The following is a 22,909-nucleotide window of genomic DNA, read 5'->3' on the forward strand; positions in this document are numbered from 1 at the left end:
GATTATGCTATAATCTATATGATTTTTTTTTAATAGAAAAAAATTAAATTGAGAAGGGGGAGATTTTTTTGTGTAATAAGTTTTCAAAATGGTTAAGTTTCTTGCTTATTTTTGCACTAATTTTAGCAAATTTAATTAATTTTACTACTCCAAATTTAGCTAAGGCTGAAGGTGGAATTATTACAATAGCAGAAGCAAGAGTACTGCCTAAAGACACTTATGCTACCATTGAAGGTATTGTTACAGCAGATTTAGGGGATAACATTTATATTCAAGATGATACAGCAGGAATCATAGTAAGATTAAAAGATTTAGATTTAAATCCTGGGGACAAAGTTAGAGTTTATGGTAAGATTGGACAATATTATGATATGGCACAAATATATCCTGATACTGCAGAGGATATAACAATAGTAGGAGTGGGAGTAGGAGTACCAGAACCGCAATTGATAACTTCATCAGATTTAAATTCAGAAAATGGAGAAAGTTTTGAAGGTGAATTAGTTAAAATACAAAATGTAACAGTTATAGAAGTAGATAATTACAAAAATTTCAAAGTATCAGACAAAGAAGGAATTGCTATTGTAAAACCAGATGATACTAGCTGGTTAGAAGTAGGAAAGACTTATTCAAGTGTAACAGGAGTTGTTACATATAATTATGGTGAGTACAAGATATATCCAAGGACAATAGAAGATATAGGAGAAGAAGAGTTAAGTAAGGTAGCTCCAGTAGTTGCTACGCCACCTTCAGGAGAAGTAGAAGCAGGTACAAAAGTTATATTAACTACGGCTACAGAAGGTGCGACTATATATTATGCCGTATATGATGAAGTATATAATTTTGTTGAATACACAATGCCAATTATCATAAATGAACCAATGACCATATTGGCTAAAGCCTCTAAGGATGGCATGGAGGATAGTGAAATTTCAAAATTTTCTTATACCATCAAAGAAGAACAGGACGTTATTACAATAGCTGAAGCAAGAAGTGAAGATGAAGGAACAGAGGTAACAGTACAGGGTATTGTAACTTATGCAGAAAAAAATACGCTTATATATATTCAAGATGAAACAGCAGGTATAAAAATTGATACTTATGGGACAGGCGTTGATTTAAGTAATTTTAAAGAAGGAGATATAGTATTAGTAACAGGATTAATCGACAGTTATAAAGGCGAGCTGGAAATAAGTGTAGAGTCAGAAGAAAATATTGTATTAGTGAGTAGCGGGAATGATTTGCCTGAGCCAAAGGTTATAACTTTAGATCAAGTTGTTGACTACCAGGGACAACTTATAAAGGTAAAGATGGCTAAGCTTACAGATGTAACAAGTGATTCATACAGTTTTTATATAATTGACAGTACAGGAACAGAATTAAAGCTATATTATAGTAAAGCAAAAAACTTTAATAATGAAAACTATAAGGTTGGAGAGTATTACGACATAATAGGTATTGCAGCAATGTATTCCAATCCTCAGATAAAATTGCGTGATGGCAGCGATATGATAAAACAAGAACCACCGGAAGATCCAAATGCTAAGTTGCCACTTGTATATAACCTAAAACCGGCAAATATGGTATCAACATTTGAGAGAACTCCAGAAATATCTGCTAAATTGGAAAAAGTCGAAGCAGATATAGATTTTGACAGTATCAAGATGTATTTAGATGGTGTAGAAGTTACACCAATGGTTGATGGAATGACTGTAATTTATGTTCCAGAAGAAGAGTTGGGATATGGAGAACATGATGTAAGATTGGAAGTGTCAGATGTAGCTGGCAGAACAAAAAATGTGGAATGGTATTTTGTAGTAGACAATGAAGATGCAGAGTATAATTTCTACTATGGTGTGCCACATTCTCATACATCATATTCAGATGGTAAGGGGACGCCTACTGATGCTTATGAACATGCAAGGCAAAATGGTTTAGACTTTCTTATAATCTCAGACCACTCTAACTGGTTGGACGGCGTTACTGATGATAACTATGAATACAATCCTGATACAAATCAATATGAAGAGGTTGAAGGGTCAGAGTGGTACAAGACAGGAATAGAAGCAAAAGCAATCAATGAAAAGTATGATGATTTTCTAGCATTAAGAGGATTTGAAATGACCTCAGGAGACTGGGGACATATAAATGTAACTAACAGTGTTTATTATGTTGAAGCAAAAAAACAGATGACAGGACTTCTTGAATTTTATGAGTGGTTGGCTAAACAAGAAAATACAGTAGCAGCTTTTAACCATCCAAACTGGCCAGATGATTCATTTAATGATTTAGCTTATATACCTGAATTGGATAGAATGATTAACCTTATTGAGGTAGGAAATGGTGCGCCTCCATATAGCTATACAAGGGCAGAGGAACACTATTTCAAGGCATTAGACAATGGTTGGCATGCGGGTGCAATAAACGGACAGGATAACCACAGTTGGAACTGGGGAGATCCAGATAATTTAACAGTTGTAGTTGCAGAAAGTTTAGATAAAGATGCATTTTTAAATGCAATGAGAAATAGAAGAACATATTCAACTGAAACAAGAACTCTTAAATTAACAGTAAAAGCTAATGGACACTGGATGGGAAGTGTATTAGATGTTGAAGAGGGAGACCAAATTAATTTCGAAATAATAGCAGAAGATAAAGAAGTTCCTATAACAGAAGTTCAGCTTATTACAAACGGAGGAAATATTATTGACAGAAAAAAAGTTGGCTCAAGTAACAGAGTTGAATGGTATCCTTCAGTAACTGCAGGTGGTGGAGCAGAATGGTATGTTGTTAAGGTTATCCATGAAGATGGAAGTTGGGGAACTGCGTCTGCTATATATACTCCAGCATCAGAAAATGACGTTAAGTTAAGTAAGTTAGAGGTTAATCCGGATACTACTATGCCAGGTTATGAAACTACTATAGAAGCAACAGTTTCAAATATGGGTATAAGAGATGCAGTAAATATTGAAGTTAAGTTTTATGAAGAAAGTATAAGTGAAGAAAATCTAATAGGGACAGATAATGTAGAACTTTTAAAGGCAGGAGAAAGTGCTGTATTATCTACAACATGGATTCCAAGCAAATCTGGTCCTGTTAAGATAATAGCTAAATTAACTGAAATAGAAGGAGTAACTACAGTTACAGAGATGACTACTACTATTAAGGTAGTTGCTTCAAATGGAAAGACAGTATTAATCGATTGTGCCCATGATAATGTTGATGTAACAGGAGCTATGTTAAATTTAATGGAATTACTTAGAAGATATGGGTACACAGTTAAGTTAAATACTGAGCCTATTACAGTTGAAACCCTTGAAGATGTAGATGTACTTATTATAAATACACCTAAAACTACTGAAGCTGATTTCACACCAGAAGAAGAGGCTGTAATAGGAGAGTGGATAAGAAATGGCGGTGCAGCAATGATTGCATCTAAGTCAAATTACAATTACGATAGTACTATGATGAATAGTTTGATGGAAGCTATTGGAACAAACATAAGATTTAATGATGACAATATATATGAACCAGAGGATTCTGATAAATACAGCGGTGGTATGGTATGGTCTGTATATGCATATAACTTGCCTAAAACTGAAAGTGGACTAAATGAAAATATGGAAGCTATTAGGATATTTAGTGGATGTTCACTTGTTAATGCAGAAAATAGTGCATTAGTTAACAATCCTAAAACAGGACTTGAAATATTACTTGGAGGTAATGCGACATCATATAATGCTAATCCTGGGGAAAATGCTTATGTTTATAATGTAGAAGGAGAATTGAACGGAGAATCTATACCAATAATAGCTAAGGAATATGTAGGAGAAGGTAAGATAGTTGCAGCAGGTAGACATTTCTATTCAGATTATGAAATAGTTAACGATGTAAGTAATACTGCATTAACATTAAGACTTATAGATTGGTTAGCTGGATATGATAGGATCAAAACTATTAAAGAGGTAAGAGAAAATGCTAAAGAAGGAGATATTGTAACAGTTAAAGGAATAGTTACAGTTCCTACAGGTAATTTCTTTGATGTAGTATATATCCAAGATGGAACATCAGGAATATGTTTATATGGTAGTCAAGGTAAGGATTTACCAATAGGAACTGAAGTTATTGCAACAGGTGTAGTTCATTACTTTGAAGGAGAGCTTGAATTAGCATTCGATAACTTTAATTATGAAGTTCTTTATGTAGGACCTGCTGAAAAAATAGAACCGATTGTGCTTTCTACTAAAGAAGCTATGTTGCCACAATATACTGGTATGTTAGTTAGGACAAAAGGTAGAGTAACTGAACATAGTGAAGAAGATAGTTACTTTAAAATAAATGACGGCAGTGGTGATGCCTACATTCATGTAGATGGATATATAGGTGCAGATATGGGAAGATTTAAAGTAGGAGACTGGGTAGAAGTTACAGGTATTGCTTCTATAGGTGCTTCAGGGCCTAGAATAAGGGTTAGATTCTATGATGACATGATAGAAACGAATGCAGTAATAATAAACAATGATAATGATGATGAAGATGATGATAAAGATGAAGAACAGGGAGACGTACAGAAAACAGAGTATGGTAAAGTGACAATAACTAAAGATAAAGAAGGCAATGTAATAGCTACAGTAGAAATAGATAATAATAAAGTTAAAGAACAATTAGAAAAAGAAAATAGTGATAAAGTAGAGATAGATGCAGCAGTAGATGGAGATGTAGGAGAGGTAGTAGTAAATATGGATGCAGAATTAGTTTCTAAAGCTTCAGAAAAAGGTAAAAAATTGGCGATAAATACTGGTGATGTGATAATTGAAATAGGAGTAGGCTCTATAAAAGTAGAGGAAGGAGCGAAGATAGTCTTTAAGACAAAGAAAATAAAGGGAGAAGAAGCAGAAAAGATACTTTCTTCGAATTTATCAGGCGAATTTAATCCAGCTTCACTGGTATATGACTTTGATTTAAGTTTACAGAAGGAAGCTGAAGTGTCAAAAGTTCAATTTAATAAACCAATTAATGTGGTTATTAAGTATGATTCTGATAAAGTATCAAATCCGAAGAAAGTTGGAGTTTATTATTACAATGAAGAAACTAATAAGTTGGAGTTTGTTGGCGGCAAAGTTATAGGAGATGGAACAATAGTATTTACAGCAGAACACTTCAGTAAATATGTAGTTATGGAATACAATAAAGTATTTGAAGATGTAGATATGCCGTGGGCTAAGGAAGCAATAGAGATATTAGCAGCAAGACATGTTATAGATGGAGTAGACGATAAAAATTTTGCACCAAATGATAATGTAACAAGGGCTCAATTTGCTAAACTATTAGTAAATGCACTAAACTTAAAATATGGTGAAAATAAGGTAAACTTTAAAGATGTATTAGACGGAACATGGTATGAGAAACCTGTAAAAATAGCTGCAAGTTTGGGAATAGTAGAAGGATATAATGGAATATTTGATCCTAATGGAGAAATAACAAGAGAAGCAATGGCTGTAATGATAGGAAGGGCATTGAAACTCATTGACCCTGAAGGAGATTATACTGTAAACGGTGTAGTATTTAAAGATGAAAATGATATCTCAGATTGGGCAAAAGAAGCGGTAAGAATAGCAGCAAGCAAGGGGCTAGTAAATGGAGTAGGTGAAAATAGGTTTGCTCCGAAAGAAACGGCAACGAGGGTTCAGGCAGCTGTAATAATTTATAGATTACTTGATGTATTAGGAAGAATATAAAGGGCAGGGGCAAACCCCTGTCCTGTTCTTAAATTTAACAAGGCATATAATTTTTTGTGAATTATAAAAAATTATTTAATATAATGAACTTTTTGTCCCTTAATCAACTATAAATGTAGTACAATAGAATATGTAGAAATTTGTGAGGAGGAAATCCATGAATCCGCAAATAGGAATTTCTATTCATAATGTAGGTGTAGATTATATTGCTAAACATAACTTTAAGAGGGTCCAATTGTGTCATAAATTTTCAGGAGCTAAAGAGATAACTGCACTTTTGAAGTTTTCTAGAAAGTTTCCTTTAAAGGTAACTTATCATGCTCCTGTATTTCATCAGTCAGACCCTACTACCACTTACTATGTAAGTGATAATAAAAGATTAAGGGACGCTACCTTTGAGATACTAAAGACAAATTTATCTATGGCAAAAAGTCTTCCAACGAGCGAAATTGTAATCCATTTTGTAACTAGTAATGTTGGAAGTCCAGATAGTATAAAAAGATTAGCACAGGAAAGTGCTTTAAGACTTAGTGAATTAAGCAGAGAATATGATTTTCCAATCTTTTTAGAATATGTAGGTTATAATGATTTATTTTATAAGATAGAAGATTGGGTAGATATTATAAAAGACTATGATAACTTAGGAATATGTTTAGATGTCGGTCATTTATATCTATCTTGTCAAATAAATAATATGGACTATTTTAAAGAGTTAGAAAAAATGCTGCCTTATATTAGACTTGTACATCTGTGGAATACTAGAGGATTTAGTGATGTTTCTAAATATGGTCATATACCAGTTCATCCTAGTCAAAATCCAAACGATGGCTGGATAGATATAGAAAAAACTATAGAACTCATTCATGCTTGGGATGGTGATATTCCTATAATTTTTGAACCTGACTTTAAATATTTAGATTTAAAATATGCTCAGGAAGGAATTGACTGGGTGAATGAGTTAGTCTATAATAATACGGAAAAGGATAGGGAAACCGTAGATACAGTTTAAGTTTTTTTAATATAAAAAACATGGGGTGATGAAGATGGATTTTATGGGGAAGTATGAGTTTTGGTTAAATAGTGAACACTTTGATAAAGAAACAAAAGATGAATTACTATCAATTAAGGATAATGTAGAAGAAATAGAAGACAGATTTTATAAAGATTTAGAATTTGGTACTGGAGGACTTAGAGGGAAAATTGGTGCAGGTACTAATAGAATAAATAAGTACACTGTATCTAAGGCTACTCAAGGACTAGCTAATTTTATTATTGAAAATGGAAGTGATTATGTAAAAAGAGGAGTAGTAATAGCTCATGACTCAAGACATAAGTCAAGAGAATTTGCTCAAACGGCTGCACTAGTATTAGCCGCAAATGGCATTAAAGCATATTTATTTGAAGATTTAAGACCGACACCTGAATTATCTTTTGCAGTTAGATATCTAAAAGCTTCTGCTGGAATTGTTATTACAGCTAGTCACAACCCACCAGAGTATAATGGATATAAGGTTTATTGGGAAGATGGAGGACAGGTGGTACCGAGTTTAGCCGATAAGATAATAGAGAAAGTTAATGAAGTTACTGAATTTTCAATGATAAAGATTATAAGTAAAGAAGAGGCATTGAATAATGGACTACTAAATATTATTGGAGAAGAAATTGATAAAGAGTACATAAATAAAGTTAAAGATTTAAGTGTTAGAGATGATATCGATAAAAATATAAGAATAGTTTATACTCCATTACATGGTACTGGGAATATGCCAGTAAGAAGAGTGCTAAAAGAATTAGGATACATAAATGTATTTGTTGTTGAAAGTCAAGAGCATCCAGACCCTAATTTTTCGACTGTAGAGTATCCGAATCCAGAGGATCCAAATGCATTTAAGTTGGCTATTGAATTAGGGGAAAAGGTAGACTCTGATATTATATTAGGAACAGATCCAGATTGCGATAGAGTTGGAGTTGTTGTTAAAAATAAAGAAGGAGAATATAAGGTATTAAGTGGAAATCAAACTGGTGCATTGCTTTTAGATTATATTCTAAATTCAATGACAGAAAAGGGAATTTTACCTAAAAATAGTGTAATGGTCAAGACTATAGTAACAAGTGAATTAGGCAGGGTGATAGCTAAACATTATGGCGTAGAAACTATAGATACTTTGACAGGATTTAAATTTATAGGTGAAAAGATTAAGGAATTTGAAGAAAGTGGAGATAAGAATTTCATATTTGGTTATGAAGAGAGTTTTGGATATTTGACTGGCTCTTTTGTAAGAGATAAAGATGCAGTTATAGCTTCTATGCTTATTTGTGAGATGGCAGCATACTATAAGAGTAAAGGGATGACACTTTACGAAGCTTTAATTAATTTATATGAAAGATATGGATACTATATAGAAGATTTACATTCTATTAAATTAGAAGGTATTGAAGGAAAGAAGAAGATAGATGAGGTAATGGAGAGCTTTAGAAATAGTTATCCAACAAAAATAGGCAATCTTAACTTAAAAATATTTAATGATTATAAAGTATCTAAAAGTTTTAATTATAGTAAAGATAGCAGTGAAGATATATTACTGCCAAAATCAAATGTTTTGAAGTTTATTTTTGATGATGAATCATGGTATGCATTAAGACCTTCTGGTACAGAGCCAAAGTTAAAAATATATTTTTCAGCTAATGGAAAAGATAGAATAGAAGCAGAAAATAAACTTAAGGCTATTAAAGAAGAAATATTAAATAGGATAAACAATTCTATCCAATAAAGCCGAGTTAACACTCGGCTTATTTTTTTAGAATTATTTATTTAATCAATGTCTTTATTGTTTTTACGATTGTTGTAATTTTTTCTATCATATCACATGGGAGGTCATCTACTTCATAAAATAGATTATTTAAGGCAGTTTTTTTGTCAATTTGATAGTCAGAACCATTTTCTTTCGCTTCGATATTATCTATGTGATTTTCATAATAGTAATTTCTGATATTAGTAACTCCAAGTAAGTAATCAATAGATACATCAAAAAATTCAGCTATACGTCGAAGAAGTAATTCATCATTAGGAAATCTAACACCATTTTCATAGTTACTTACAGATTGTCTACTTATATTAAGTATCTTTGCTAGATCGGCTTGTCGTAAATTTTTCTCTTCTCTTAACAATTTTAATCTATCTGCAAATTTCATTTTATCACCTCTAGATTAATCCTAGCACAGTTAGCATATTAAAAAATATAGAGATGCAAAAAGGGGAATATAATGATATAATATATACATATATTATTATAATGGGATGGAGGTTAATATTATGGAGAGGTTGAAGATGTTAGTAGAAAAAAGTTTAGAACAAAAATGGGGGGAAAGTGTTAAAATAACAGATCAAGATTTTAAAGAAGCAGTAGAAGAAATAGGAAAGGACATACTTTATAATTATTTGATTTTCGGTAAGGATGTTACATTTGAACTTTTTTTACGAAATTTGCAAATATATATTTTGGGAGTTAAAAAATTAAATTATAATCAAAGATAAAGATATTTAAATGAATCGAGCAGGAGGTAGGTGAAATTTCAATCTACCTCTTTTGATTTTGTTTGGAAACATAATAAGATTTTCTAATCATTCTAAAAAATTAATAACGAATAGCGAATGACTATTAATTAAAATGTTTAAAGTGAAAAATATTGGTCAAATATAATCATGTATATCTTTTTTGGGACTTTTGTCATATATAGTTTTTGGATAAAATATATACTAGGTACTCCAATAGAGAAATGTAAAAGGATTTAGCATTTAACATTTAGAATTTAAAATTCATTTAGTATGGGAGGAAAATTAGATGCATAAGAAGATTTTTGGATTAGTCCTGAGCATCTTATTTTTATTCACGTTCCTTGTTGATTATGGGTATGCTCAAGATGTTAGAATAAATCCACCAAGAGAAGTATTAGAAAAAAAGATAGAAGAAGTAGCTAAAAAAAGAGGGATTCCAACTGTTATACTAAAATCAATAGCGAGAGTAGAAAGTGTCTTTCAGCAGTATAATCCTAACGGAACAGTTTATACAGGCCGAAGCGGCAGTATTGGACTTATGCAAGTTTATAATAAATATGGATGGTTTGACACAAACAGACTTAAGTATGATATTGATTATAATATAGAAGCTGGTGCAGAAGTTCTGTTAATGAAGTGGGACATGGCATTAAAAAAATTGCCGAGAATAGGAGATATGAACCCCAATATATTAGAAAATTGGTATTTTGTTCTATGGGCATATAATGGTTGGAGTAAAAGTAACAATCCTAATATGGTTCCTTATAAATATCCAACATGGACTAAAAAATATACGTATCAACAATTGATATATTCGGTAGCAGAAAAGGAATACGGTCAGAAAATAACACCTATAGACCCTAAGTTGCTTCCTAAGAATGGGCTTCCAGATAAAAATAAGCATTATGATACTCCACAGCCGTTTCATTACGGTGATATTGAGATGTATAAAAAAGGAGATATAGTAAAAGCTGATGTTAAAACTTATTTAAGAATTAGAAAAGAACCTAATGGAGTAGAGATTGGAAGAATAAAAAATGGTACAATTTTAGATGTATTAGAAGGACCAGTTTTAAAAGAGGGATATTTTTGGTATAAAGTCAAGCAAAAAGATGGAAATCTACAAGGTTGGGTTGTTGGTAATTGGATAGTAAAAGTTGGTGAAAAAGAAGAATATCCAATCAGAGATATATCGAATAGTTGGGCAAAAGATTATATTCTTAAGCTCTATGAAATGGGTATAGTAAATGGAGATAGTAATAAGAGATATTATCCAGATAGGAGTATTACTAGACAGGAAATGGCTATTTTAATATCAAGAGCACTCAAACTTAAAGGTGAAGATTATCAGCTTAACTATGAGGATAAAGACAAGATTAAGGACTGGGCAGTAGATTATGTAAAAGCCGTATCTAAAGCTGGCTATCTAAATGGTTTTGAAGATAATACTTTTAAGCCTGATAGGTATGTTACTAGAGAAGAAGCAGCTTGGATGATAGCAAAGATATTAGGAGAAGATGATGCAGCTATAGAATTGGAATATAGTGATTTATCTGAAGCTAATCCGCAGTTTATATCAGCAATAAAGATAGCAGGAAAATATGGTATTATATCAGGTAAAGAAGATGGAACATTTAAACCAAAAGAACCACTGACTAGAAGTGGTGCAGCAAAAATAATAGTTAAACTTTTAGAAGTCTTAAAGCAGAAATAGAATAACTAGCAGACTAATATCACCCCTTTTATTCAAAGAAATATACCAAACAAAAATAGATTTATGTCAATAAATGTATAAAGTCAGTTCAGGTGTATATAATATTACAAAGGAAGAAAAGGGGTGATTCATCTGAATAAAAAGAAATTTTATTATTCTATATTTGTAATTATATTGACGATATTTGTTGTTGTGATTATGTTGAATTTAAGAGTTGATGTCGAAAATCCTGATGTTTATGACAGAGTTGATGGAAAAGAAGATTATGCAATGAAAGTCTATCAGGCAGATGAGAAACAAAATCAGACAAAAAAAGCACTTGATAAAGAAGAATCAAATTGGATAAAGCGAACAATTATAAATATACGTTCTAAAAAATAAAAGGGACTATAAAGTCCCTCTAATTTTTTTGAAATAATGGCAATATTTCATAAGCTATTTTATCTCCATTTATCACAAATCTAACATATTTAATATTAAAAAAGTTGTTTATATCTTCTTCTAGATTAATATCTTCTACTTCAATATAGCGTATTCCATCTTTCAGGATTACATCTGTTTTATTACTTCCTTGGATTACAAAAATATTTTTACCTAAACTCCTATACTCAGTTAATATTTCATGAAATAATTCTGCTTCTAATTTGTCAATAAATCCAGACTCTCCAAATACAGGTTTTGGTAAAGAAATAATTATATTCTTTTCATTAGATTTATTTAGTATTTCTTTTAACCAAATCCATTGGTTTACATCTGATGTTCTTAGACCGTTTTTAGTATCATCAAGTTGTATAAATAATGTATTATTATTTACAAAGCATGAATATCCATTAGATGCTTCAGCAAAAGGTACTTTTATTTTGTCTATGAAGATATTATTCATTTTACCTAGTATTATTCCCAATTGATTTTCATTTATCTTTTCATCTATTTTGCCAGCTATAAGACGTTTAATTAAAGTATCTGCTTTATCAATACCCCTTGTAACTACGAAACTAAAGCCATTTTCACTTACTTCTTCACTTTTTTGAAGTTTATCTTTTATATGTGTTTCAGCAGGTAGAGTCATAGTCTTATATGGGGTAGAATATAGAGCTTTTAGTCCATCTATTAGGATGTATCCTTCATCTTTATTAAAAGGACTAGTTTCAACAATATAAATCCTATCTAAAGTTATAGGATAAGTAACGTTATTTGGAATATCTGCTGTAATCCACTTCCAGCCTTTCCAATCAATATTTTTTGCAAAATCAATATAATAAGATTTTCCACTATTGTCTATTATCTTACCTCTAAACCAATGATTACTTTCATTACCGTATAACCATAATCCAAGTTTAGTAGGTTTATTTTCCAATTTAATGCCATTTTCTCCCAGAATTATATATGCTGCTGTAGTTTTTTCAGAATTTGTGAAGTCATAATTTAACTTAAGAGAAAATTTGCTCAATACATCTTCATTGTCTAATTCAATACTTCCTTTAACTTCTTGAGGATAGCTTATGAAATTTAAGTTATCCAAATTTTCAAAGTCCTCTAATAAAATTTCATTGTAACCTACTGAAACTTCGATATTTTGGGTAGCATTCATGATTTTAGCAGTAATAGCGCCAGAAGCTGGTTTTTTAGAGCTATAAAATATTCCATCTACGACTTTGCCAATATTACCATATATTGTCCAAGTAATGTCTTTTGGGTTTATTTTTGCTGTATAACCTTCATCGTTTTTTCCGTATATTTCGGTTAAATCTTTTTGACTATTTACATCTATATGGAACTTGTCAAAATTGAATTGCAATTCCTTTACTTCATCTAAAACATTAATTTCAATTTCAGCTTTTTTATTTTTATATTTAGCTATTACTTTGCCTTTTCCTGACTCTTTAGGAATTAAGGTGTTTTTATTAAATTTACCTTTTATACCTGAAATATTAAATTTTACTCTATTAATATCTATATCAACAGGATTGTGGTATTTATCAAATCCTCTTACATAGAATTTTCTAGATGTATTAACAAATATGTTTGTATCGTCAGTATATATTTTTATATAGCTTAAACTTCTCTTTGGAGCATTATTAAATATACCTATTCCATTTGATATCTTTCTTTCTTTGCCATCTGATGGACGATTTACAACGATAGGATTTTCTTCGTATTGTGGTTTTAATACCATTGTAGTAGAGCCACCGCCGTCTAGGTTAACTGCTTCATATGCTCCTAAATCTATCATGATCTCAGCTAAAGTATTTAAGTCTACACCTTTATATGAAGTATCTCTACCATCAATCGTTACAAGAATGAGTTCATCTTTGTCTTTATTAATTCCTAATGCTGTTCTTGGATGTTTACCTTTTATGTTTAATGTGAAATCTGCAATATTTCCATCTTTAACAATAAAGGTTCCACTTCCTATAGCTGTTTTTATGTTTTCGTAGTTTGGGATAGTATTTATTTCAAGTTTTACTTTTTTACCTACTTTAAAATTATTAAGGAGTATGTCTCTAACTCTTCCACGTCCAGTTAGTATGTATCCATTTTCTGGCATGTCTATAGGAGGTTGATTAATTCTTACTTCTTTAACTGTATTTTCTTCAACAACTATTTCTATCATATCGTCGAAATAAGTATTTCCTATACTTTTTAAACTCCAGTTTTTATCGTATAAAATGACTTCTTCATATTTGTCACTCGATTTGTTTATTGCGGAGAGAATAACAGGTTGTCCATCTTCTGGAACTGCTTTAATTTGCCATTTCCAGAAGGATATAAAAGGATAATTATTTTTATCTATCGCAAATACAGGTAGTCTATTCCAATGATATGGTGGAGATGAAACCATTTCTCCATTTGATATGACAACCCCTAGAGGGAAAGAGTCTTTAGCTGTTGAGAAAAAATCGCCATTGATACCAGCAATAGCTTGGGAATTTTTTATCATGTTAGATAGAGTTTCTCTTTTAGAAATTCCTTCTTTATTAAAAAGAACATCTAAGCTAGTGTATTTATCTTTTAAATTTACTCTTAAAACATTTATATTCCACCAGCCGTCAGAGGTAAATTTTTGAATGTGTTCATGTATGACGCCACTTGAAATATTTTCTACAGTTTTTCTTTCATGGAGCAATATTGGCTTGTCTGCAAAACTCATAGATAAGCTTGAAAATATGATTACTCCACTAGCTATATATGAAACTACTTTTTTGAAAAGTCTATTCATAGTTATCACCCTTTGGATTTAGTAATTGGTTATTAAAACCATAAATTTAACTGTTCTTTATTTTTGATAGCTGTAATAAGCCTATCTCTTGCTTTAGGAATATCTTTATATACATTTTTCATAAGCTGTTTTATATATTCTCTTTTAGTATTTCTATTTGCAGGGCAAGGACTTTCTACAGTAGGTAGGTTATGTCTTTTGACAGCTCCTTTTATTTGATGCTCTGTAACATAAATAAGAGGCCTAATTACTGTAATATCTTTTCTGGACATATATGTTTTAGGTGAAAAAGTATTTATTCTTCCTTCATAAAACATGCTTAAGAATAATGTTTCGATGGCATCGTCTGCATGATGTCCTAGAGCAAGTTTATTTAAACCTTTTTCTTTCATAAGATCGTGCAGAGCTCCTCTTCTCATTCTTGCGCAAAGCGAACAAGGATTTTTTTCTTTTCTAATATCGAAAATAATTTTACCTATTTGAGTTTCTTTTATAGTATATGGAACGTTAATTTCTTCTACGAATTTTTTTACTTCGGATAAATCAAAACCTTCAAAACCTAAAGTTAAAGTGATTGCTTCTAATTCATATTTTACTGGGCTAAATCTCTGGAATATTTTTAATCCATATAATAGAGTTAAACTGTCTTTTCCACCTGAAACTCCAACGGCAATTCTATCGCCATCTTCTATAAGGTTAAATTCTTCTACTGCTTTTCTTATTGCTCCTACTATTCTTCTCATGTGATCAGCCTTCCTTTTTCTTGTGTATAATGTTTGTATTAAATACATTTGTTTGCAATATTTATTATATACTATTTAGTTGAAGTTTAGATTACAAAAGGATTACAAAAAATAAAAAACAGCTGAGAATATTCTCAGCTGTTTTTTTCTGGTCGGGGTGGAGGGACTCGAACCCCCGGCCCCATGGTCCCAAACCACGTGCGCTACCAAACTGCGCCACACCCCGTTGACTTATCACGAATGTTATTTTAAAGCATATTGAGTTAACTTGCAATACTGTTAACAACCGATTAATTGAAATTATATCGTAAATTCTAATTAATTCTTGTTATTACTTCAAATTTCTTATCATTACTAAAAACAAATAACTAATATAGAGTTGCAGAAAAATATTTTTCTTTTATTTTTTATATTATATAATATAACTTATATAGTTCAAATTGCAGACCAAACAGGAGATTAAGCCAGCATCTTACAAGACAGGACGTCTTGATTAGGTGCTAGGTATTAGATAAGATGTAGAATTAGTTTATAGTTGATATGCTAAAAAAGAATAACGGACATAGAATGGAGTGATTTGTATGTTAATGCAAACTTTAAAAGTTTTAAAAGATGAACTTATTGTAATGCTTGTTGCTGCTTCACCTATTTTTGAATTAAGAGGAGCTATACCACTTGGAATAGCAATGGGATTTACACCTTTATATAGTACAATATTAAGTATTATAGGCAATTTAATACCTGTACCTTTTTTACTTAAGTTGTTAAAACCTTTATTTGATTATTTTGGAAAGACAAAGATGTTCGGCAAAATTGTAGAATGGATTAAGCAAAGAACTTTAAAAAGAAGTAAAAAAGTTGAAAAATATAGTGCTCTAGGGTTATTTCTTTTAGTAGCAATACCATTACCGTCTACTGGTGCTTGGACTGGATGTTTAGCAGCGACTTTATTTAATATAGATTTCAAATATTCTTTTCCAGCAATCGTGGTAGGTGTATTTACAGCTGGATTAATAGTTTTTATTTTAAGCAATCAAGTTGTTGGGTTGATGTAGATAAAATCAAGTTTTGAATAAAAAAACTGTTGACTTGGTTTATAAGCTGTGATATTATATTTCGAGAACAATTTAATAAAAATCTTGATACCTTATCAAGAGTGGTGGAGGGAATGGGCCCTGTGAAACCCGGCAACCGGTAACTAAAGTTACACGGTGCTAAGTCCCACAGAATGTAGATTCTGAAAGATGAGGTTATCTCAGAAAATTACCTCTTCCTTTTGGAAGGGGATTTTTTTTAGAAAAAAAGGGAATAGTAAAGGAAAATTTAAAATTAGTCAGAAGCCTAATAACTATTGCAATTGTTAGTTAATAAATCAACATAAAAAATCAATAATTGCTAATAATAACCATGTGAATTCTGTTTATACTTATATGTTGAATTTAATATTTAAAATTTAGAATTTAAAATTTAAAATTTAAAATTCATTTAGCATGGGAGGTATGAAGATGAGAAAATGGTTATTTACTTCAGAATCAGTTACTGAAGGACATCCTGATAAAATCTGCGACCAAATTTCAGATGCAGTACTTGACGCTATATTAGAATGCGACCCAGAAGCTAGGGTAGCATGTGAAACGTCAGTTACTACTGGATTAGTTTTAGTATCAGGAGAGATTACAACTAAATGCTATGTAGACATACCAAAAATCGTAAGAAAAACTATAGAAGATATTGGTTACACTAGAGCTAAATACGGTTTTGACTGCGATACTTGTGCAGTTTTAACTTCTATTGATGAACAATCTCCTGATATTGCTATGGGAGTAAATGAAGCATTAGAACACAGAGAAGAAGCAAAAGATGAACTTGACTTAATTGGTGCTGGAGACCAAGGTATAATGTTTGGTTTTGCTTGTAATGAAACACCAGAACTTATGCCACTTCCAATATCATTAGCACACAAATTAGCAAGAAGATTAGCAGAAGTTAGAAAGAATGGTACTTTAGACTACTTAAGACCAGATGGTAAAACTCAAGTTACAGTTGAATATCATGACGATAAACCTGTAAGAATAGATACAATAGTTATATCTACTCAACATAGTCCAGATGTAGATTTAAAGACTATCGAGAGAGATTTGATAGAGCATGTAATAACAAAAGTTATACCAAGTGAATACTTAGATAGTGAAACTAAATATTACATCAACCCAACTGGCAGATTTGTAATAGGTGGACCTCAAGGGGATGCTGGTTTAACAGGAAGAAAGATTATTGTTGATACTTATGGTGGATATGCTCGTCATGGTGGTGGAGCATTTTCAGGAAAAGATCCTACTAAAGTTGACAGATCAGCTGCATATGCTGCAAGATATGTTGCGAAAAATATAGTTGCTGCTGGATTAGCAGATAAATGTGAAGTTCAACTTGCATACGCTATAGGAGTTGCTCATCCAGTTTCAATATTTGTAGATACATTTGGAACAGGAAAGATAGAAGAGAGCAAAATTGAAGAATTAGTTAAGAAACACTTTGACTTAAGACCTGCAGCTATCATAAGAGATTTAGACTTAAGAAGACCAATTTACAGACAGGTAGCTGCATACGGACATTTTGGAAGAACAGATATAGACCTTCCATGGGAGAAAACAGATAAGGCTTTAATTTTAAGAAAAGAAGGTTTAGGTGAATAATATATTAAAATATTCTTGACATATATCATTGTTCATAGTAAAATATCTAAAAGACAAAATATCTTTAACCTAGTCCAGAGAGGCTAGGAAGGTATGAAATATTGGAGTTTGTGTATATATAGCATGACTTAGCTAGTCATGTCTATCTGATTATAAATGTGCTTATAGCCTTCCTCGTCTCGATGGGGAAGGTTTTTATTTTGCCTTTAATATAGTCCTGTGAGGCTAAAAAGGAGGAGATAAAATGCTTAAAGGAAGACACTTAATTGAACCAAATGATTTTACTATTGAAGAGCTAGATGAAATATTTACTCTAGCAGAAGACATAATTAAAAAGCCAGAGGCTTATTCAGACGTTTGTAGAGGAAAATTATTGGCAACACTTTTCTATGAACCTTCTACAAGAACTAAATTCAGTTTTGAAGCAGCGATGTTGAGATTAGGTGGAAGTGTTATCGGCTTTTCAGAAGCAAAATCAACTTCAGTAGCAAAGGGAGAAAGTATTGCAGATACTATTAGAACTATTGGTTGTTATGCAGATATAGCCGTAATGAGGCATCCTAAAGAAGGTGCTCCAAAACTTGCTTCAAAATATTCAAACATTCCAGTTATAAATGCAGGTGATGGAGGACATCAGCATCCAACTCAAACTCTTACTGATCTTCTCACTATTAAACATCTTAAAAAAAGCATTTCTAATCACACAATAGGACTTTGTGGCGACTTAAAATTCGGTAGGACAGTTCATTCTCTTGTAAAAGCATTATCTAGATATGAAAATATAAAGTTTATATTCATATCCCCACCTGAATTACAAATTCCCCAATATATTAAGGACGAATTAAAAGGACATGAGTATTATGAAACTTCTAATCTAGAAGAAGTGATAGACAAATTAGACATACTGTATATGACTAGAGTTCAGCGTGAGAGATTTATTAGTGAAGAAGAATATTTAAGACTAAAGGATAGCTACATTCTTACAATAGAAAAATTAAAGAATGCTAAAGAAGACATGATAATAATGCATCCACTTCCAAGAGTGAACGAAATAGCTATGGAAGTAGATAATGATAAGAGAGCCGTATATTTTAAACAGGCTAAGTTTGGAATGTTTGTGAGAATGGCGCTACTTATAAAATTATTGGGGGTTGAGATTAATGCTTAATATAGATGCGATAAAAAAAGGTATAGTGATAGATCATATAAAGGCCGGATGTGGATATAAGATATTTAAAGAATTAGGACTTCACAAAGCAGATTATACAGTAGCTTTAATTAAAAACGTACACTCTAATAAACTTGGGAAGAAGGATTTAATAAAGATAGAAAATGAAATAGATTTAGATTTAACAGTTTTAGGATTAATAGATCCAAATATAACAATAAACATAATAGAAAATGAGAAGATAAAAGAGAAAATAAAATTGAGTTTACCGAAGACAGTAAAGGGAATACTGAAATGTAAAAATCCTAGATGTGTAACAACTATTGAAAAAATTGAAGATGTTGAGTTTACTTTGGTAGACGAAAATACAAAGGAATACAAGTGTGAGTATTGTGATGCGAAAACTTCTCTGTAGGTGATAAAAATGAATATCCTTATCAACAATGTAAAGATAGTTGATGCGAAAAAAGTTTTACATGGTTCGGTATTAATAGAGGATGGGTTTATTAAAAGAGTATTTAAGGCAGATGAAGATATAAGTTTACAGAAAGATACTGAAATAATAGAGGGTAAAGGTTTTGTACTTTTACCCTCGTTTGTAGATATGCACTGTCATTTAAGAGATCCAGGTTATCTATATAAAGAAGATTTAGAAAGCGGACAGAAAGCAGCATTAAAGGGTGGATATACTACACTTTGTACTATGGCAAATACAAAGCCTGTTTGTGATAGTACTTTAGTCTTGCAGTATATACTCGATAAGAGCAGAAAATTAAATTTATGTGATATTATCCAGATTTCTGCATTAACTAAAAATTTAGAAAGAAAAGAATTAGTTGACTTTGAAGAGATGCTAAAATATACAAAACTGTTTTCGGATGATGGAAAAACCATTTTTAGTGAAGAAATAATGAAAAAGGCTTTAATACTTTCAAGTAAGTTAAAATTTAGAGTACTAACTCATTGTCAGCCAGAATTTGAGATTGTAAAAAGAGATTTAAATCTTTTAAAAGAAGTAGGCGGAAATCTTCATATATGTCATATAAGTCTTAAAAAGACATTAGATTTAATTAAAGAATTCAAAGATGCAAATATTAAATTCACCTGTGAAGTAACCCCACATCATATATTTGGATACGAATTAGATTATAGGGTAAATCCTAGCTTTAGGAAAAAAGAAGATGTAGAGAGCTTAATAGAAGGCATAAAACAGGGGTATATTGATGTCATTGCTACAGACCATGCACCTCATAGCCTGGAAGATAAACGAAATGGAGCTCCTGGAATTTCTTTAATAGAAGTGGCATTTTCTATGGTATATAAGGTGTTTTATGAAAATGGTATTTCATTAAACAAATTATCCGAGCTTATGTCTTATAATCCTGCTAGAATATTAAACTTGAATTGTGGACTTATAGAGGAAGGTTATGAGGCAAATTTAGTATTAGTAGATTTAGACGAAGAATATCAAATAGATACTAATGACTTTATATCTAAGGGTAAGAATAATCCATTTAATGGGGAAAAAGTTTTAGGAAAGGTGAAGATGACTTTTAAGAAAGGGAGCGTTAAGTATGATAATAGATAAGTTATATGAAGAGGTTTTGAAAAATGGGCCGGTTTGTGTTGGATTAGATACTAGGTTTGAATATTTACCTGAATATTTAATAAACAGTACTAAAACGCTTGAAGAAAAAATTTTTGAATTTAATAGAAAGATAATAGATGCTACCTATGATTTAGTGGCATGTTATAAGGTACAGATTGCATGCTATGAGGCTTTTGGGATAGAAGGGCTAAAGGCATATAGTAGAACACTTAAATATATAAGGGAAAAGGGGAAAGTAGTAATAGCGGATATTAAGAGGGGAGATATATTATCTACTGCTGAAATGTATGCAAAAGCACATTTTGAAGGTGATTTTGAAGCTGATTTCATTACAGTAAATCCATATATGGGACTAGATGCGATAAGTCCGTACTTTAAGTACCTTAATACAGGCGAAAAAGGGATTTTTGTGCTGATAAGGACTTCTAATAAAAGTTCGAAGGACTTTCAGGAGTTAGAGGTAGATAATAAGCCTCTCTACTTGAAGGTAGCTGAAAATGTGCAGAAATGGGGAGAAAGTTTTATTGGAAAGAGCGGTTTTAGTTTGATAGGTGGAGTTGTAGGACTTACTTTTCCTAAAGAATTTCTAGAGATAAAAAATATGTGCGGTAATATGTTTTTCCTAATACCTGGTTATGGTGCACAGGGCGGTACAGGAGAAGACTTAAAGGAGATTTTTAAAGAAAAGATGTGTGGAGTAGTAAATTCATCAAGAGGAATAATTAAAGCGCATAAAGGTGTTGATGAAGGACTAAAGTTTAATGAACTTGCAAGAAAGCAGGTTATAAAAATGAAGGAGGATATTTTAAGGTGGCAAGAGTAATTTCGAATAAGCGTATACTCAAGGACATATTCGTTTTAAGAGTGGAAGGAAGATTTGAAGGAGAAATGGGCCAATTCTACATGGTAAGAGCGTGGGATAAATTTCCTTTGCTTTCAAGACCTTTAAGTATTCATGATATAGGTAAGGATTATATCGAGTTTCTATATAGAGTACAGGGACAAGGGACTAGTATTTTGAGTTCGCTTAAGCCATCAGATGAAATAAGATTAGAAGGGCCTTATGGCAATGGATTTCCTTTGGTTAAAGGCAAAATAGCGCTAGTAGGTGGCGGAATAGGTATAGCTCCATTATATTTAGCGGCAAAAAAGTTAAGTCAAAATGAAGGTGTGGACTTACTTGATATATACATGGGCTTTAGAAATGAGGCTATATTAGAGGATAAGTACAAAAAGTTTGCAGACAATATCTACATTAATGTGGATGGCTTTATAACTGATGAAATAGATTTTAAAAAATATGACTATATATTTACCTGTGGACCCGAGATTATGATGAAAAAGATTGTTGATATGGCGAAAGTGTATAATACTAAAGTATATGTTTCAATCGAAAAGAGGATGGCATGTGGAGTTGGGGCATGTTTAGTGTGTACTTGTAAGACTAAATCAGGGAATAAGAGAACTTGCAAGGACGGACCTGTTTTCTTCGGAGAGGACGTGATATTTGATGTGTAATCTTAAAGTTAAATTTAAAGATGTTGAGTTCAAAAATCCCATAATAATGGCTTCAGGGACTTTTGGTTTTGGCAGGGAATATAGCGAAATTTATGATATAGAAAAGTTAGGCGGAATATGTACTAAAGGATTGACTTTAAATAAAAGGGAAGGAAATGACGGAATAAGAATTTGGGAAACTCCTTCAGGAATATTAAATAGCGTTGGGCTTCAAAACCCTGGAGTGAGGGAATTTATCGAAAGTGAACTCGATTTTTTGAGAAAATTAGATTTAATTACTATAGTTAATATTGGAGGAGCAACGTTAGATGAATATATTGAGGCTGTTTCAATAGTTTCTAATGAAGATGTAGATATGATTGAATTAAACATATCATGTCCGAACGTTAAAGAAGGCGGAATGGCTTTTGGAATAAAAGAAGAGAGTGCAAGAAAGATTGTAAGAGAGATTAGAAAAGTTACTAAACTTCCTTTAGTAGTAAAACTTTCTCCAAATGCAGAGGATATTGTAAGAATAGCTAAAGTATGTGAAGAAGAAGGAGCAGATGGGATATCGCTTGTTAATACATTTAAGGCAATGGCTATAGATATAAGAAAGAAAAGAGCGGTGTTTAAAAACATTTATGCTGGACTTTCTGGACCTGCAATAAAACCTATAGCATTAAGGATGGTACATGAGGTTTGTAAGAATGTATCAATACCTGTTATGGGAATGGGCGGTATTACAGATTGGAAAGATGCAATAGAATTTATCATGGCTGGTGCTACATGTATACAAATTGGAACGGCAAATTTCATAAATCCAAGAGCGGGACTAGAAATACTTGAGGGAATTAAGCGATTTATGGAAGAAGAAAAAATTGAGTCTATAGAGGAGATTAGGGGGATAATTTAGGAAATTTAAAATTGAAAATGGAAAATGTAAAATTAGTTTTTTAATTTTCAATTTT

At 31.6% G+C, this 22,909-nt stretch carries 17 protein-coding genes, 1 tRNA gene and 1 riboswitch; of the genes, 14 read left to right on the plus strand and 4 right to left on the minus strand.

The window, feature by feature from the left end; all coding sequences use genetic code 11:
• Positions 1–68 precede the first annotated feature (68 nt).
• The 3 genes from AB4Y15_RS01525 (at position 69) to AB4Y15_RS01535 (ending at position 8,509) form a co-directional block, all read left to right on the plus strand.
• Positions 69–5,738, plus strand: a complete 5,670-nt coding sequence (locus AB4Y15_RS01525) for an S-layer homology domain-containing protein (RefSeq protein ID WP_427337999.1) — start codon at positions 69–71, stop codon at positions 5,736–5,738.
• 157 nt (positions 5,739–5,895) lie between these two features.
• A complete protein-coding gene (locus AB4Y15_RS01530) occupies positions 5,896–6,747 on the plus strand; it encodes a sugar phosphate isomerase/epimerase family protein (RefSeq protein WP_427338000.1) in 852 nt (283 codons plus the stop codon).
• Between the two features lie 34 nt (positions 6,748–6,781).
• Entirely contained in the window at positions 6,782–8,509 is a 1,728-nt protein-coding gene (locus AB4Y15_RS01535) for a phospho-sugar mutase (RefSeq protein WP_427338001.1), read from the plus strand.
• Positions 8,510–8,546: 37 nt separating this feature from the next.
• Here AB4Y15_RS01535 and AB4Y15_RS01540 read toward each other — a convergent pair whose 3' ends face one another.
• The gene (locus tag AB4Y15_RS01540; protein WP_427338002.1) at positions 8,547–8,930 is read right to left on the minus strand and encodes a helix-turn-helix domain-containing protein; all 384 of its coding nucleotides are present in this window, start codon (positions 8,928–8,930) and stop codon (positions 8,547–8,549) included.
• Between the two features lie 121 nt (positions 8,931–9,051).
• Here AB4Y15_RS01540 and AB4Y15_RS01545 point away from each other — a divergent pair, with 121 nt between their 5' ends.
• The 3 genes from AB4Y15_RS01545 (at position 9,052) to AB4Y15_RS01555 (ending at position 11,389) form a co-directional block, all read left to right on the plus strand.
• The gene (locus tag AB4Y15_RS01545; RefSeq protein ID WP_427338003.1) at positions 9,052–9,273 is read left to right on the plus strand and encodes a hypothetical protein; all 222 of its coding nucleotides are present in this window, start codon (positions 9,052–9,054) and stop codon (positions 9,271–9,273) included.
• 307 nt (positions 9,274–9,580) lie between these two features.
• Positions 9,581–11,008 carry an S-layer homology domain-containing protein gene (locus AB4Y15_RS01550; RefSeq protein ID WP_427338004.1) on the plus strand — a complete coding sequence of 476 codons (1,428 nt, stop codon included), beginning with the start codon at positions 9,581–9,583 and terminating at the stop codon, positions 11,006–11,008.
• Between the two features lie 123 nt (positions 11,009–11,131).
• Positions 11,132–11,389: a hypothetical protein gene (locus tag AB4Y15_RS01555; protein ID WP_427338005.1), complete on the plus strand. Its 258-nt coding sequence runs from the start codon at positions 11,132–11,134 to the stop codon at positions 11,387–11,389.
• Between the two features lie 19 nt (positions 11,390–11,408).
• Here AB4Y15_RS01555 and AB4Y15_RS01560 read toward each other — a convergent pair whose 3' ends face one another.
• The 3 genes from AB4Y15_RS01560 to AB4Y15_RS01570 all read right to left on the minus strand — a co-directional run bounded on the left by AB4Y15_RS01560 (position 11,409) and on the right by AB4Y15_RS01570 (position 15,197).
• Entirely contained in the window at positions 11,409–14,228 is a 2,820-nt protein-coding gene (locus AB4Y15_RS01560) for a phosphodiester glycosidase family protein (protein WP_427338006.1), read from the minus strand.
• A gap of 32 nt (positions 14,229–14,260) precedes the next feature.
• Positions 14,261–14,971, minus strand: coding sequence for a tRNA 2-thiocytidine biosynthesis TtcA family protein (locus AB4Y15_RS01565; protein ID WP_427338007.1), 711 nt, complete (start codon positions 14,969–14,971; stop codon positions 14,261–14,263).
• A 149-nt stretch (positions 14,972–15,120) separates the two neighbouring features.
• Positions 15,121–15,197, minus strand: a tRNA-Pro gene (locus tag AB4Y15_RS01570).
• Between the two features lie 355 nt (positions 15,198–15,552).
• Here AB4Y15_RS01570 and AB4Y15_RS01575 point away from each other — a divergent pair.
• From AB4Y15_RS01575 to AB4Y15_RS01610, 8 genes are all read left to right on the plus strand, one after another.
• A complete protein-coding gene (locus tag AB4Y15_RS01575; protein ID WP_427338008.1) occupies positions 15,553–16,026 on the plus strand; it encodes a COG2426 family protein in 474 nt (157 codons plus the stop codon).
• Between the two features lie 89 nt (positions 16,027–16,115).
• Positions 16,116–16,222, plus strand: a riboswitch (SAM riboswitch).
• 254 nt (positions 16,223–16,476) lie between these two features.
• On the plus strand, positions 16,477–17,664 hold the full coding sequence (gene metK / locus AB4Y15_RS01580; RefSeq protein ID WP_427338009.1) for a methionine adenosyltransferase: 1,188 nt from the start codon (positions 16,477–16,479) through the stop codon (positions 17,662–17,664).
• Between the two features lie 244 nt (positions 17,665–17,908).
• Positions 17,909–18,832 carry an aspartate carbamoyltransferase gene (pyrB, locus tag AB4Y15_RS01585; protein ID WP_427338010.1) on the plus strand — a complete coding sequence of 308 codons (924 nt, stop codon included), beginning with the start codon at positions 17,909–17,911 and terminating at the stop codon, positions 18,830–18,832.
• Positions 18,825–19,247: an aspartate carbamoyltransferase regulatory subunit gene (locus tag AB4Y15_RS01590; RefSeq protein ID WP_427338011.1), complete on the plus strand. Its 423-nt coding sequence runs from the start codon at positions 18,825–18,827 to the stop codon at positions 19,245–19,247. The genes pyrB and AB4Y15_RS01590 overlap by 8 nt, the downstream gene beginning before the upstream one ends.
• A 9-nt stretch (positions 19,248–19,256) precedes the next feature.
• Positions 19,257–20,420 (plus strand): dihydroorotase, encoded by a 1,164-nt coding sequence (locus AB4Y15_RS01595; RefSeq protein WP_427338012.1) that lies wholly within the window; start codon positions 19,257–19,259, stop codon positions 20,418–20,420.
• Positions 20,407–21,264: an orotidine-5'-phosphate decarboxylase gene (gene pyrF, locus AB4Y15_RS01600; RefSeq protein ID WP_427338013.1), complete on the plus strand. Its 858-nt coding sequence runs from the start codon at positions 20,407–20,409 to the stop codon at positions 21,262–21,264. The genes AB4Y15_RS01595 and pyrF overlap by 14 nt, the downstream gene beginning before the upstream one ends.
• Complete coding sequence (locus AB4Y15_RS01605; RefSeq protein WP_427338014.1) at positions 21,252–21,959, plus strand: dihydroorotate dehydrogenase electron transfer subunit; 708 nt, start codon at positions 21,252–21,254, stop codon at positions 21,957–21,959. Before pyrF ends, AB4Y15_RS01605 begins: the two co-directional genes overlap by 13 nt.
• Entirely contained in the window at positions 21,952–22,854 is a 903-nt protein-coding gene (locus AB4Y15_RS01610; protein ID WP_427338146.1) for a dihydroorotate dehydrogenase, read from the plus strand. Before AB4Y15_RS01605 ends, AB4Y15_RS01610 begins: the two co-directional genes overlap by 8 nt.
• Positions 22,855–22,909 lie beyond the last annotated feature (55 nt).

The sequence above is a fragment of the Caloranaerobacter longqiensis genome, assembly GCF_050286925.1.
GTDB lineage: Bacteria > Bacillota > Clostridia > Tissierellales > Thermohalobacteraceae > Caloranaerobacter.

Coding starts and splice junctions, on each gene's coding strand:
- AB4Y15_RS01530 (WP_427338000.1), top strand. CDS start 5,896: ATGAATCCGCAAATAGGAATTTCTATTCATAATGTAGGTGTAGATTAT.
- AB4Y15_RS01535 (WP_427338001.1), top strand. CDS start 6,782: ATGGATTTTATGGGGAAGTATGAGTTTTGGTTAAATAGTGAACACTTT.
- AB4Y15_RS01540 (WP_427338002.1), bottom strand. CDS start 8,930: ATGAAATTTGCAGATAGATTAAAATTGTTAAGAGAAGAGAAAAATTTA.
- AB4Y15_RS01545 (WP_427338003.1), top strand. CDS start 9,052: ATGGAGAGGTTGAAGATGTTAGTAGAAAAAAGTTTAGAACAAAAATGG.
- AB4Y15_RS01550 (WP_427338004.1), top strand. CDS start 9,581: ATGCATAAGAAGATTTTTGGATTAGTCCTGAGCATCTTATTTTTATTC.
- AB4Y15_RS01560 (WP_427338006.1), bottom strand. CDS start 14,228: ATGAATAGACTTTTCAAAAAAGTAGTTTCATATATAGCTAGTGGAGTA.
- AB4Y15_RS01565 (WP_427338007.1), bottom strand. CDS start 14,971: ATGAGAAGAATAGTAGGAGCAATAAGAAAAGCAGTAGAAGAATTTAAC.
- AB4Y15_RS01575 (WP_427338008.1), top strand. CDS start 15,553: ATGTTAATGCAAACTTTAAAAGTTTTAAAAGATGAACTTATTGTAATG.
- metK (WP_427338009.1), top strand. CDS start 16,477: ATGAGAAAATGGTTATTTACTTCAGAATCAGTTACTGAAGGACATCCT.
- pyrB (WP_427338010.1), top strand. CDS start 17,909: ATGCTTAAAGGAAGACACTTAATTGAACCAAATGATTTTACTATTGAA.
- AB4Y15_RS01590 (WP_427338011.1), top strand. CDS start 18,825: ATGCTTAATATAGATGCGATAAAAAAAGGTATAGTGATAGATCATATA.
- AB4Y15_RS01595 (WP_427338012.1), top strand. CDS start 19,257: ATGAATATCCTTATCAACAATGTAAAGATAGTTGATGCGAAAAAAGTT.
- pyrF (WP_427338013.1), top strand. CDS start 20,407: ATGATAATAGATAAGTTATATGAAGAGGTTTTGAAAAATGGGCCGGTT.
- AB4Y15_RS01610 (WP_427338146.1), top strand. CDS start 21,952: ATGTGTAATCTTAAAGTTAAATTTAAAGATGTTGAGTTCAAAAATCCC.